The organism is Streptomyces sp. NPDC057854, assembly GCF_042797055.1.
Lineage (GTDB): Bacteria > Actinomycetota > Actinomycetes > Streptomycetales > Streptomycetaceae > Streptomyces.
This window is the reverse complement of sequence record NZ_JBHVMF010000033.1, coordinates 13,056-25,862: the sequence shown is the minus strand read 5'-3', so window position 1 is coordinate 25,862 and position 12,807 is coordinate 13,056. Positions and strand designations below refer to the sequence as shown.

Here is a 12,807-nt window from a genome sequence, read left to right as displayed (position 1 = left end):
TCCTCCCACCGAGAAGCAAGGAGCTGAACATGGTTGCGCTGCCCGCCACCGACCGGTTCTTCCAGCCGGAGATCTCGAAGGTGCTGTTCGCCCTCGCGATCGCCAACCCTGCCGCGATCACCCGCGCCGAGATCACCGCTGCGACGGACCTCACGAACGAGATCGCGGACATGTCCGGCTGGAACGTCGCGTCCAGCCAGATCAACACCCCCGACCTCGGGAACCGGTTCGTCTCGACGATCACCGGCCGCACCCAGGCCGACAACTCGACGCTCACCGTCTACGCCGACCTCACCGGCGACGACGCCCGCAAGGTCCTGCCGCGCGGCACGAAGGGCTTCCTGATCTTCGCCGACGGCGGGGACGTCGAGGACCAGCCCTGCGACATCTTCCCGATCGAGGTCGCCTCGGTCGGCAAGGTCCGCTCCACGGGCGACCAGGCGTTCCAGCTGACGATCGGCTTCGCGATCAAGAAGCCGCCGTTCGAGGACGTCCCCCTCCCGGCCGCCGCATGAGCCTGCGCGACCGGCTCGCCGCGAAGCGACGCCGCACCCTCGTCGTCCCCGTCCAGGTCGAGGACGACACGACCCAGCGGGCCGACGCCGAGTCCGCGCGGCGCGCCCTGCTCGTCGCGTCGCTCGGCGAGGACACCACCCCCGAGGTCAAGCAGGCCGCGCAGGACGCCGTGGACGCCGCCGAGGCGGCGCTCGCGGCGACCCGCGAGGACGTCGTCTTCCAGGCCCTGGCCCCCGACGACGCCGAGCGAATCATGTCCGAGCACACCGGAGAGGACGGCAGGGTCGTCGAGTCGACGATCCTGCCCGTCCTCGCCGCCGCGTGCGCGGCCGATCCCGACCTGCAGGACGAGTCGTGGTGGTCCGAGCAGCTCGACGGCGGGTCCTGGGCCCTCGGCGAGCGCGACGGCCTGTACCGCGACCTGCTCGACCTCAACCTCTCCCGACCCCGGCCCGGCACCCCAAAAGGCTGAGCCAGGACGGTCTCCTCGCGGCCCGCATGGCCTACTGCGGGCCGCGAGGAATCCCCCTCACCACCTTCCTCGCCTGGGACGAGACCGACCAGGACGCCGCTCTGGCCTGGCAGAGCTACGAGGCCCGCCGCTGCCGCTCATGCGGTCACCACCCCGACGAGCCACCTCGTCACCCCCACATCGACGTGTGCTCCGACTGCGTCCAGCTCGAACGCGCACGCAACACCGACGACGCGAAGGTCCCCGGCGCGCACGTCCACCTCGCCGCCGGCACCGCGAAGACGTGCCCCCGCTGCCAAGCCGAGATCGAGGCCAACAGACCAAGGGGGTGAGACACCGTGTCGACCAACCCCCGCGACGTCAACGTCAACGTCTCGATGAACCCGAAGACCTACGTCGACGGCGCTGACAAGGTCTCCCTCGCGACCAAGCGCATGCTGCGCGAGCAGGAGGCCGCCGACCGCAAGTTCCGCGCCCTCGCCACGGCGCAGGGCTCTGCCCAGCGCGAGGACGAGGCCCGCCAGCAGGCGCTCGCGGACGCGGTCGCGAAGGCGGAGCGGGAGAAGCAGGACGCCTACGACGCGACGGGCAAGGTCCTTCTCGCCGGGTCCGCGGCGATCGTGACCGGTCTCGGGTTCGCCGCGAAGGCCGCCTCGGACTGGGAGTCTGCGTGGGCGGGGGTCGTGAAGACGACCGACGCGACCGAGGAGCAGCTGCCCGCGCTCGAGCAGGGTCTGCGCGACCTCACGAAGGTCCTGCCCGCCTCGCACGCCGAGATCGCGGCCGTCGCCGAGGCGGCCGGGCAGCTCGGCGTCAAGAGCGCCGATGTCGTCGGGTTCACGAAGGTCATGATCGACCTCGGCGAGGCGACGAACCTCACCAGCGACGAGGCCGCGACCGCGCTCGCGCAGCTGATGAACATCATGCAGACCGCGCCCGCGGACGTGTCCCGGCTCGGCGCGACGCTCGTCGCCCTCGGCAACAACGGCGCGTCCACCGAGCGCGACATCATGAACCTCGGCCTGCGCCTGGCCGGCGCCTCCCGGGTCGCGCGGATCTCCGAAGCCGACATGCTCGCGATCGCGAACGCCATGTCGTCCGTCGGGATCGAGGCCGAGGCCGGCGGCACCGCCATGTCGATGGTCATCACGAAGCTCGCGAACACCGTGCGCGCCGGAGGGCGCGACCTCGAAGCGTTCGCGTCCGTGTCCGGCATGACCGCCGAGCAGTTCGCCGCCGCCTGGCGCGAACGGCCCGCCGTCGCGCTCGACGCGTTCACCACCGGCCTCGGTCGCATGAATGACTCCGGCGGCGACGTATTCGGCACCCTCACCGACCTGGGCTTCACCGGCGAACGGATCCGCGACACCCTGCTGCGCCTCGCCGGGTCCGGCGACCTGCTCACCGAGAGCCTCGACATCGCGAACACTGCGTGGGAGGAGAACAACGCCCTCGTCGAGGAGGCCGGGAAGCGGTACGCCACGACCCAGTCGCGCGTGTCGATCGCGAAGAACCAGCTCAGCGAGGTCGGGATCGAGCTCGGCGAAGTCCTGCTGCCCGCCCTCGCGAACACCGCCGACGCCGTCGCCGATCTCCTCGGCTGGTTCGCGGCCCTGCCCCAGCCCGTCAAGGACAGCGTCACGATCCTCGGCGGCGTCGCCGCGGCCGCGGGCGTCGCCGGGGCCGCGTTCCTCATGCTGCCCCCGCGCATCGCCGCCGCCCGCGCCTCCCTCGCAGTCCTCAACCGCGAGCTGCCCCGCACCACGACCACCCTCGGACGCGTCTCCAAGGCCGCAGGCATCGCCGGTGCAGCCCTGGCCGCGCTCGCCATCGTCAGCGCCGCGACCACGAAGGACGTCTCCCTCGGCGCCGCCGAGATGGAAGAGCGCGTCCGCGGCCTCGCCTCGTCCAAGGACGTCGTCGGCGACCTCTTCGGCGACCTCGTCCCCAAGGACTCCGACCTGCAGCGCGGCAAGGACTTCGCCGCGTTCCTGCACGACATGGCCGAGCCCGGCGCATGGAAGTCGCTCGGCGCGAGCATCAGCGACGCCGGCGTCACCGTCACCCGGTTCTTCGGCGACGACACCGCGAAGTGGGGCGAGCTCAAGACCCGGCTCGACGAAGTCGGAGACTCGATCGCTTCCCTCGCGACCAGCGGCGACCTCACCACCGCGCAGAAGTCGTTCAAGGCGCTCGCGGACGAGGCGGGCGGGACCGAGGAAGCGACGTCGGACCTGCTCAAGACGATGCCCGCCTACCGTGACGCGCTCATCGCGCAGGCGTCCGCGGCGAAGCTCTCGATGGACGAGACGACGCTGCTCAAGCTCGCGACGGGCGACCTCGTGCTCACCCAGCAGGAGGTCGAGGCCGCGGTGGCCGCGGCGGACGAGCAGATGGCGACCCACGCCGCGACGCTCGGCATGACGAAGGAGGCCTACGAGGAGCTCCTCAAGGCCGTCCAGGCCCAGCGCGACGCGTGGTCGGAAGCAGCAGCCGGGTTCGTCGACATCAACGGCACCTACACGTCGATGCTCGAGGACCGCAAGGCCGCCGACGAAGAGGCCGCGCGCAAGACCGCAGAGGCACGCGGCGAGGAGGGCGACGCCTGGAAGAACTACGTCACCGACGTCAAGGTCAACCTCGACGAGTACCTCGCCGAGCTGCAGCGCCAGGCCGAGGCGCAGGCCGCGTGGAAGAGCAACATGCTCTCCCTCGTCGGGCAGGTCAGCGACGGCACGCTGGACTACCTCGCGCGGCTCGGGCCGGAGGGTGCACCGCTCGTGCAGGCACTCGTCGACGGATCGGTCGAGCAGCTCCAGGAGTTCGATCGCCTCGGGACCCTCGCGATGGCGGACGCGCACACCAACTGGGTACTCGAAGCCGAGAAGGCCAGGCCACTCCTCGAGCGGGTCATGGCCGACCACGGCGAGGCCGCCGCCGAGTCGCTGAAAGCGGCGCTCGCGGCTGGAGAGACGACGGTTGCGGACGCTGCAGCGCGGCTCGGGTATGCGCTCGAGGAGAACGTCCCCGGCGAGTACGACATCACCGTCGCGCTCGACGGGTCGGACGCCGCGGCGCAGCTGCAGACGCTGCTCGCGGAGATCGACTCCTCGGACGGCATGGTCACGATCTACGCGGACGACCAGGAGTCGATGCGGACGCTCGATGACGTCACCGCGCAGATCAACGAGGCCGACGGCACCGTCACTATCTTCGGGAACGACGGCAAGGCGATCACGACCCTCAAGGACTACAAGTCCACGGTCGACGCCTCGTCGGGAACGGTCGTGATCCGCGGGAACGACGCGTCCGGTCGGGCGACGACGGTCACGCTCACGAACTGGGTTGACGGCCAGGGCGCGGCGATCGACGTCGGCGCGGACACGTCGTCCGCCCGGTCGACGGTCACCGCGTTCGTGCAGGAGTTCAACGGCCGCCGCATCCCGATCTACTTCGACGCGAAGCAGGGCACGCAGATCAACCAGGTCGGGTACAACTCGATGGCCCAGGCCAACGGTGGTGTCGTCGACTACTTCGCGAACGGGTCGGAGAACCATGTCGCGCAGATTGCGCCGGCCGGGTCGTGGCGGGTCTGGGGAGAGCCGGAGACCGGGGGCGAGGCGTACATCCCGCTGTCCCCGTTCAAGCGCACGCGCTCGGAGGAGATCTTCGCCGAGGTCGCGAACCGGTTCGGGTACGACATCGCGAAGCGGAACCAGAACCCTTCCGCACCGGCGGCTCAGTACGCCGCCAGCCCTGCGCAGTGGGCGCCGCCCCCGCAGGCCGCGGTCGCCGTCACCGCGACGGCGCAGTTCACCGACGCTCAGGTCGCTGTCCTGGCCGCGGCGTTCGCGCGGGGCGCTGGCGCCATGATCGGGGCGAACGGCGCTGCGCAGGATCGTGCGGCCGAGTACACCGGGGAGTGGTGAGCATGCCGACGTCTCCGGACGGGATCCTTGAGGCCGCGTTCGACGCTGGGCAGAACCTCGTGCGGCTCACGGTCGATGGCGGGATGTGGCCGGACCCGGTGTCCTGGCTGCTGATCACGCGCGCGTCGGCGGGCGTGGCGACCGAGCCCGTGCGCACGGCGAACACCGTGCGCGCGGCCGGCGGGTGGTGGCTCGGCGTGGACGACGCGGCGCCGATGGACACCTCGTGCACGTACACGGTCACGGGGTACAGCGAGGGCGGCGAGATCGTCGCGACCGCGTCGGTCGTCGTCGAGACAGTCGGCGCGCTGTGGGGCCTGTGGCTAAAGGCGCCCGGGCGCCCCCAGCTCACGTGCCGCGCCGTGTTCCGCGGCGTCGGGGACCGTTCGTCCCCGACGCAGGGCGGCGTGTACCAGGTGCCCGGCGGCGGATCGGTGCCCCAGTGGTCGGGTGTCGACACCGACCAGCTGACGATCGAGGTCGCGACGGAGTCCGCCGCGGAGACGGCCCGGCTCGACGCGCTCCTGCGCGCGGAGCGGGTTCTGCTCATCCAGTCCGGGCAGCCGGAAGAAATCCCGTCGGGCTACTACTACGTCGCGGTGAAGTCCCGCTCCAACCCGGCCCAGCTCCGCAGCGACGAAGAGCCCTACCGCGTCACTGACCTCGCGCTCACCGCGACGTCCGCGCCGGCGGGAGAGGGGCAGGGGTACACGGGCACGACCTACGAGACGGTGCGCCAGACCTACGCGACCTACGCCGACGTGCTGGCGGGCAACGCGACGTACTTCGACGTGCAGCAGGGGGTGTGACGTGTGGGCGGTCTCTGACGCGTACCGCAGCGCGGTGCCCCGCCCGCACCAGAAGATCTTCCGCGCGACCGTCACCAAGGGCGGCGTGCCGCTGTACGGGGGTCGTGCGCTGCCCGTGACGGGCGGGAGCATCACGGTGTCCTCGCGGTCGCACGTGCGCCGCACCTGCGACCTAACGATCGCGCCCCGTCTGCCTGGTGCACTGTTCCGCGACGAGCCGGCGCTCCCGGTCACCCGGACCGGGGTCGAGCCGCTGGGGACAGACGGGCAGGAGATCACGGTCCGCTCCGGGCTCGTGTACGCCGGCGGCAGGACGGAGTGGGTTCCGCTCGGGGTGTTCCGCGTCGACGAAGCGGCCGGGTCGCTCCTGAGCCGCACGGGGGTGCGGGTCTCGGGTGTCTCCCGGGAGGCGTGGGTGATCGACGACCGTTTCGCGGCGCCGCGAACGCTGGCCGGGCCGTCGGCGGTCGCGATCATCCGGGACCTGATCCTGGAGTCGTTCTCCGCGGCGGAGGTCGCGGTCACCACGCGCCAGGACCGGCGGGTGGGTCCGACCGTGGTGGAGCGCGACCGGTGGGACGAGGGTGTGGCGCGCCTGGCCGAGTCGATCGGGTGCGTCGCCTACGCCGACCCGACGGGCCGCTTCGTGATCGCCGACGCCCCCACCCTCGCGAGCTCGCCGGTGTGGCGGTTCCAGGCGGGGCCCGGTGGGGTGCTGCTGGACGCGGCCGGGCGCCGCACCCGCGACCCCGTGTCGAACAGGTTCGTGGTCACGGGCAGCACGCCCGCGGGCGCGGACGCCCCGGTGCGCGGCGTCGCGACGGACACGTCCCCGACGTCGCCGACGCGGTTCGGGGACCCGTCCACGGGGGCGTGGGGCCGCAAGACGCGGTTCATGGCGATCCCGTCCCTGACGTCGTCGAGGCAGTGTCAGCGGGTCGCGTGGGCGCAGCTCGCGAAGGTCGTCGGCGCGGGCACGACGCTGGACCTGACGTCGGTGCCGCTGGACGCGCTCGAGGGCGGGGACGTGGTCGACGTCGTGACGGACCACGAGCGGGTCGTCCAGACGATCAGCCGGCACGTGGTCGACGACCTCACGATCCCGCTCGTCGCTGGCGGGACCTTCCGCGCCTCGACGCGCGACCTCGGGGAGGTGGCATGACGTCCCCCGCCGCGGTGCGCCGCATGATCGACGCCCACCGGAACCCGCTACCCCGGATCGGGGTCGTGACCGCGATCGCGTCGACGACCGTCACGGTGACGTTCGCGGACGGGTCCACGACCCCGACCTTGCAGTACGCGACCGCCTACGTCCCGGCGGTCGGGGACCAGGTGCTGGTCATCCCGACGACGTCGGCGTGGGTCGTGCAGGGCAAGGTCTCCGCGGCCCCGACACTGGTGGCCGACGAGGAGATCGTCGTCGCGTCGACGTCGGGCTGGTTCCTCGACCGCCGCGTGAACTTCGGTCCGTTGCCGCGCGACTGGACCCGGTACGACAACCCGGGCCCGCTCACAGGCTGGGCGCAGGGTCGTCAGATCCTGCCGATCGGTGCCGTCGGGGAGACCGTCGCTCAGCAGATGGTCGACCGCGCCACGATCGGGTACTACGGGTCGCTCGCCGCGCGGGTGCCGTCCGGGTCGACGATCACCGGGGTGTCGGCCCTGTGGCGCCGCGTCGGCACCGGAGCGCCCGAGCCCGCGCTCGTCTCGCCCGTGCTGTACGGGCACGCCTACACCCCAGGGTCCCCGCCCCCGGCCGCCGCCCCGTCCTTCCCGGGCGGGTTCGGCCCGTACCGGTTCCCGCCCGTCGCGATGGGCGAGACGGCCCGCCTCGCGCTGCCCTCCAGCCTCGTCACGGCCTGGCTCGCCGGGACCGTGACCGGCCTCGCGATCTGGTCCGACCAGACCGCGGACGCGCTCAACGTCGACGCCCGGCCCGCCGACGTCGCCATCACCTATACCCCACCCGCCTAGGAGGCCGCGTGGACGACATCGCAGGGGGCGGCGAGCTCGTGCTCGCCGATGACGTATCACCGGTCCCGGTACCGCAGGAGCCGATCCCCGTGGACCCCAGCACCCCGCCCTCGGACGTGATCCGTGCCCTCGGATACGACCCCGACGAGATCCAGTCCGTGGTGATCACCGCGACGCACGTCGTCGCGGTCGCCGCGGACTACCCCGAGCCGCAGACCCTCGAGGAGGCCTGACATGCCCGCGCCCGACACGATCCAGGGCATCGACCTGCCGACCTACGACGACCCGCCCGCGATCCCGGACGACGTCGCCCTGATCTGGTACGCCATGATCAGCCGCGGCGTGCCGCGCTTCTCCAACACCGCCGCGCGCGACGCGGCGTACCCGTCGCCGACGACCGGCCAACTCGCGTGGGTCAACGGTCTCGGCCTGACCCTCTTCGCCGGGACGCTGCCGTGGCGGGTGCTCTACGCGGTCGACGCGCCCACCGCGAGGTTCGAGCGCGCCAGCGCGTCCGACCAGTCGTTCTCCGCGACCGGCGACACCGTCCTCGTGTCCGGCACCGCCAACCTGCCGCCCGGCCGGTACCGCGTCGAGGGCGCCGCGATCCTGTACGCCGCGACCGCGATCCCCGGACGCATCTTCATCACCGTCGGCAGCTCCACGGTCCGCTTCCGGTACGACGTCGCCGGCGGCTCCCTCGCCTCCGGCGTCCCGGCGTGGCTCATCACCGACCACCCCGGCGGCCCCATGACGATCGCCCTCGGCTACGCCAAGTCCTCGGCGACCAACCCGCTCACCGTCACCGGCGCGGGCTCGGGGATCACGTTCGTCCAGGCCGAGCGAGTCGGCCCGTGAGCCACGCCCGCGCCCTGTGGGGCAAGGTGCAGGAGCCGAAGGTCGTGACCTGCCTGCACTGGGTCGCCTACCTCGTCGCTCTCGGCGTCGGGATCTCCGCGCTCGTCGACCCGCCGTCGTCGGTGGCCGGCGAGCTCGGCCCGCTCCTCACGACGATCTGGGCTGCCTTCTTCATCCTCGGCGGCGCGCTCGGCGTGTTCGCGACCTTGCCCGGGATCTGGTGGCTCGAACGGGCCGCGGTCATCGCCTGCGGCACCGGGCTCACGGTCTGGGTCATGGTCACCGTCGTTCTCGAGCTCACGATCCCCGACGGCAACCGGTGGCCCCAAGCCGGCGCGCTGACAATCCTCGCGCTGCTCCTCGCCGTGCGCTGGTTCCGGATCCGCCGCTACGCCTACGACCCCGAACCACCCGTCACCCGCCGGCACGACTGAGAGGCGGGGCCTTGATCGACCTCACCACCGCCCAGGCCTGGGCCGCGCTCATCGTCGCAGTCGGCGGCGGCGCACTCGTCCCCACCATCACCAAGGGCCTGACGGCGTGGCTGTCGGGCGCGGCCTCGCGCGAGCGGGGCCGCAACGCAGGCCTCGTGCGCCAACGCGACGACGCCTACGCCCGGCTGCGCACCGCAGAGACCGAGCGCGATGACGCCTACCGGCAACGCCGCCTCTACGCCGAGCACTCCTCCGCACTGCGCGGCTGGCTCCTCGAGCTCGGCGTCCCACGCGAAGAGCTCGACCGCCGCGCCCCCTGGCCCCGCGCCTAGCACCCTCACCACCAGCTCGACGGCCCGGACCGGCCTACTCCCCGGCCCGGGCCGTCGCCATGCCCCGAAGGAGGACCACCGTGAGCACCGACCCCAGCACCGAGCGCGACGACCTCGACTGGTCGCGCGAGCGGGACGGGCGCATGCGCGACGCCGCGACCGCGGACGACGCCGTGCCGACCCGCCCCTACGACCCCGACCAGGACGACGACTGATGCCCCGCATCACCCGCCTCCCCGCGGCGCTCGCTGCCCGCGGGCTGACCGTCGAGCTCGTCGACGGGTGGCAGACCCGCGGCAGCGCGGACTTCGACCCCGAGGGCGCGGTCTGCCACTGGACCGCCGGTGCCCGCACCGGGGACCGGCCCTCGCTCAAGGTCGTGCGCGACGGCCGCGCGGGCCTGCCCGGCCCGCTCGCGAACGTGTTCCTCGCCCGCTCCGGCGTCGCCGTCGTGGTGGCCGCGGGGCGCGCGAACCACGCCGGCGAGGGCGGCTGGCGCGGCCTGACCGGGAACCACTCCGTGTGGGGCACCGAGGCCGAGTCCGCCGGGGACGGCGACTGGACCGACGCCCAGCGGTGGGCCTACCCGCGCATCAACGCCGCGTTCTGCGACCTGTCCGGCTTCGGCCCCGACATGGTGTGCGGCCACTCCGAGTGGGCCCCCGACCGAAAGATCGACATCCGCGACTGGGACATGGCGCGCATGCGTCGCGAGGTCGCGGCCGTACTCCGAGGAGACGACATGGCCCTGACCAACACCGACCTCAACGCGTTCCTGAACGCACGGTTCGACATCACCCAGAACGGCAAGACGCGCAGCGTCACCATCCGCGACGCCCTCGCCGCCGTGTTCTTCTACGGCGACCGCGTCGTCGCCGACGTCGCGGCCGTCCCCGGAGACGTGTGGGACCACCGGCTCCCGCACACCCTCGCCAAGGACACCGCGGGCCAGCCCCAGCAGATCACGGCCGGCGACTTCCAGCGGTACGAGCCCGCCGAGCACGCTGCGACCCGCATCGCGATCGAGAAGGCCGTCACCGAAGCCGTCTCGAAGATCCCCGGCACCGACCCCGACGTCGTGCGCCAGCTCGTCGCCGAGGGCGTCGCCGACGGCATCGCGTCCATCGAGACCACCGTCACCGTCAAGAAGGGCTGACCCACCGTGACCACCACGTCCACCCAGCAGACCTACCCCGCGCGCGCCTCGTGGCGCACCGCGGTGCAGAACGCCCTGTCCGTCGTGCTCGTGCTCGGGGTCGTCGCCCCGATCGTCGCGGCGATCCTGTCCGACGAGCTCGGGGAGTACCTGCCCGACCGGTGGCTCGCGTGGGTCGTGGCCGCGGGCGCGGTCCTCGCGGCCGTCTCGGCGGCGCTGGCCCGGATCATGGCGATCCCCGCCGTCGACGCCTGGCTTCGCCACCTCGGCCTCTCCTCGACCCCGAAGGTCGTCGAGCCCGACGACGACGGTGTCCACGACATCACGTCCATCGTCGACACGTCCGCCCCCGCCGGCTACGAAGTGCCCGAGGTGAGCGCTGCCAAGGACGAGGTCGCCGAGGCCATCCGTGACCTGCTCGAGTACCACGACGTCGACATCGAGACCGCCTACGGAACGAGCGCGGGCCCGATCAGCGCAGCCGACAAGATCGTCGAGCACCTCCTCAAGCTCGGCTGGCGCCCGACCTCCTGACCGGTCCTGCCAGGCGAACGCGCCCCCGTCCTCCTCCGGGAGGGCGGGGGCGCTTCGTCGTCTGCCCTGAGTGTTTCACCCGGTGCAAGCTCGGGCTCTGCACGGCGCGTCGGCAATAATGCGGCGCATGTACATGCGCACGGGGGACGGGCGATGACGCTCTACGGGTTCCGCCTACACACGATCGAGCTGACCGAGGGCCGGTCGCGAACGAAGCTGGCGATCACCTCGGAGGGGCTGGATCGCTTCCTCCCCGAGGGGGTCTCGTCACCACAGGCGCTGGTCGCGGCCCGGCTTCGCGCGATGCAGGGCACGATGTTCATCCGGGATGCGACGTACAAGGCGATCGGCGAGCCGGTTCGGGATGCTGCGGACTGGCCGGAGCGGACACCGTGCCTCCGGATCGACAGCGTCGCCGAGGAAGCGAACCGCATCGAGGTGGGTGTCACCTACGGCCGGAAGGGCGCGTACCCGACGGCGATGCGGTTCCAGGGCGGAGAGGACATCTCGCTCGACGACGCTGCCGCCGCACGTGGGTACCGTGTCCTGCTGTACTTCCCTCGCGCCGGGGACCGTGCCGTCATGGTCTCTGAGGTTGTCGGACGCACGCACGTCGGGCAGGCGCTCATGCAGCGGCTCTCGGTCGAGAACGCTGCAGCAGCCGCGCTGACGAAGGGTGATGGGGAGACGGTGGACCCGTGGCTCCGGTTCGTGCCCCGCGGCATGTTCGACGAGTCCCGGATCGCTGAGGTCCTCGAAGAGGGCGCGATTGAAGGGCTGACCCTGAAGCGCCACGCGGCGCAGAGCTCGGGCGTTCGTCGTACCAAGGATCTCGTGCTCACCCAGAACGGGCTGCCGGAGTCCAAGCGCGGCCAGGCGAAGAAGCTCGTCGCGAAGTGGGTCAAGAAGTCGCTCGGCATCGCCGACCTGTCGGCCGATGAGCGCAGCGTCGGCGCGCTCCTCGAGTTCGTCGATGTCGACGACGGCGCCGTCGCGGACATCGGCTTCACCGACGGCTCGTTCCGCTTCAGCGAGCACGGCAAGTCCCAGAGCCTCGGCCCGACGAACCTCGAGAAGATCCTGATGTACCCGACCGGCGACCAGCGCCTCTCCACGCCAGATCTCCACGGCTTCGCGGTCAAGCGCCTCCGCCCCCTGACGGAGAGTCTGACCCTCCCGATAGAGTTCGTGTGACAGATGGAGGTGGTGGAACGTGCTCGACCGACTGCTGCCAGGCGACATCTTCAGGGCCCACTGGAAGGCGCTGAGCGACTACACGTCACGCAAGCCCGTCCCCGACAAGGCCACGAGGGCGGTCGTCGTCGCCCTACCGGTCGGCGCGTTCGTGGCGTCGCTGGTCTTCGACTTCACCTTGCAGATCCCTGAGGGTGTTCTCGCCGCACTTGCCCTGCTCGCAGGGGGCTTCCTGACGGCCTTCACCCATCTCTCGCCGGTTCGGGTCCACCTCGCGGAGCGTGAGGACACGTGGGGGGATGCTGAGCGGTTCGACCGAGACGCCATCGACGAGACGTCTGCACACCTGTTGGCCGGTGCCTACGTCGCGGGCATCGCGACCGTCGCGCTCGTGCTCGGCATGAACTTCGGCGCGGGTGAGGAAGAGAACACGATCGTCGGGTTCTGGGCCGCGCTCTCGGCCGGGCTGATGACCTACGTCGTGCTGATCTTCCTGATCACGCTGCCGCGCCTGTACCAGGCCTACGCGAAGTATGCGAAGGTCCGCGCAGCCCTCGACGGGACACACCGCAGCAAGCTCTAGGACGGTTTGAGGCCTA

At 71.7% G+C, this 12,807-nt stretch carries 16 protein-coding genes; all 16 read left to right on the top strand.

Features of this window, described 5'->3' with window-relative positions; genetic code table 11:
• Positions 1-29: 29 nt before the first annotated feature.
• The 16 genes from ACFVQZ_RS33390 to ACFVQZ_RS33315 all read left to right on the top strand — a co-directional run bounded on the left by ACFVQZ_RS33390 (position 30) and on the right by ACFVQZ_RS33315 (position 12,791).
• On the top strand, positions 30-515 hold the full coding sequence (locus ACFVQZ_RS33390; protein WP_378234711.1) for a hypothetical protein: 486 nt from the start codon (positions 30-32) through the stop codon (positions 513-515).
• Positions 512-988 carry a hypothetical protein gene (locus ACFVQZ_RS33385; RefSeq protein ID WP_378234710.1) on the top strand — a complete coding sequence of 159 codons (477 nt, stop codon included), beginning with the start codon at positions 512-514 and terminating at the stop codon, positions 986-988. The genes ACFVQZ_RS33390 and ACFVQZ_RS33385 overlap by 4 nt, the downstream gene beginning before the upstream one ends.
• Before the next feature lie 26 nt (positions 989-1,014).
• Entirely contained in the window at positions 1,015-1,320 is a 306-nt protein-coding gene (locus ACFVQZ_RS33380) for a hypothetical protein (protein WP_383628530.1), read from the top strand.
• Positions 1,321-1,326: 6 nt separating this feature from the next.
• Complete coding sequence (locus tag ACFVQZ_RS33375) at positions 1,327-4,917, top strand: phage tail tape measure protein (RefSeq protein ID WP_378234709.1); 3,591 nt, start codon at positions 1,327-1,329, stop codon at positions 4,915-4,917.
• Positions 4,918-4,919: 2 nt separating this feature from the next.
• A complete protein-coding gene (locus ACFVQZ_RS33370) occupies positions 4,920-5,726 on the top strand; it encodes a hypothetical protein (RefSeq protein ID WP_378234708.1) in 807 nt (268 codons plus the stop codon).
• Position 5,727: 1 nt separating this feature from the next.
• Entirely contained in the window at positions 5,728-6,888 is a 1,161-nt protein-coding gene (locus ACFVQZ_RS33365) for a DUF5047 domain-containing protein (RefSeq protein WP_383628528.1), read from the top strand.
• Entirely contained in the window at positions 6,885-7,700 is an 816-nt protein-coding gene (locus tag ACFVQZ_RS33360) for a hypothetical protein (RefSeq protein ID WP_378234706.1), read from the top strand. The genes ACFVQZ_RS33365 and ACFVQZ_RS33360 overlap by 4 nt, the downstream gene beginning before the upstream one ends.
• An 8-nt stretch (positions 7,701-7,708) precedes the next feature.
• Positions 7,709-7,933 (top strand): hypothetical protein, encoded by a 225-nt coding sequence (locus tag ACFVQZ_RS33355; RefSeq protein ID WP_378234705.1) that lies wholly within the window; start codon positions 7,709-7,711, stop codon positions 7,931-7,933.
• A gap of 1 nt (position 7,934) precedes the next feature.
• Complete coding sequence (locus tag ACFVQZ_RS33350) at positions 7,935-8,558, top strand: hypothetical protein (RefSeq protein WP_378234704.1); 624 nt, start codon at positions 7,935-7,937, stop codon at positions 8,556-8,558.
• Entirely contained in the window at positions 8,555-8,992 is a 438-nt protein-coding gene (locus ACFVQZ_RS33345; RefSeq protein WP_378234703.1) for a hypothetical protein, read from the top strand. The genes ACFVQZ_RS33350 and ACFVQZ_RS33345 overlap by 4 nt, the downstream gene beginning before the upstream one ends.
• An 11-nt stretch (positions 8,993-9,003) precedes the next feature.
• The gene (locus tag ACFVQZ_RS33340; protein WP_378234702.1) at positions 9,004-9,324 is read left to right on the top strand and encodes a hypothetical protein; all 321 of its coding nucleotides are present in this window, start codon (positions 9,004-9,006) and stop codon (positions 9,322-9,324) included.
• An 80-nt stretch (positions 9,325-9,404) separates the two neighbouring features.
• Positions 9,405-9,539: a hypothetical protein gene (locus ACFVQZ_RS33335; protein WP_275892131.1), complete on the top strand. Its 135-nt coding sequence runs from the start codon at positions 9,405-9,407 to the stop codon at positions 9,537-9,539.
• Positions 9,539-10,480 (top strand): N-acetylmuramoyl-L-alanine amidase, encoded by a 942-nt coding sequence (locus tag ACFVQZ_RS33330; protein WP_378234701.1) that lies wholly within the window; start codon positions 9,539-9,541, stop codon positions 10,478-10,480. The genes ACFVQZ_RS33335 and ACFVQZ_RS33330 overlap by 1 nt, the downstream gene beginning before the upstream one ends.
• Positions 10,481-10,486: 6 nt before the next feature.
• Positions 10,487-11,014: a hypothetical protein gene (locus ACFVQZ_RS33325; RefSeq protein WP_378234700.1), complete on the top strand. Its 528-nt coding sequence runs from the start codon at positions 10,487-10,489 to the stop codon at positions 11,012-11,014.
• Between the two features lie 153 nt (positions 11,015-11,167).
• Complete coding sequence (locus ACFVQZ_RS33320) at positions 11,168-12,208, top strand: hypothetical protein (RefSeq protein WP_378234699.1); 1,041 nt, start codon at positions 11,168-11,170, stop codon at positions 12,206-12,208.
• Positions 12,209-12,227: 19 nt separating this feature from the next.
• The gene (locus ACFVQZ_RS33315; protein WP_378234698.1) at positions 12,228-12,791 is read left to right on the top strand and encodes a hypothetical protein; all 564 of its coding nucleotides are present in this window, start codon (positions 12,228-12,230) and stop codon (positions 12,789-12,791) included.
• The last annotated feature ends 16 nt before the right edge of the window (positions 12,792-12,807 follow it).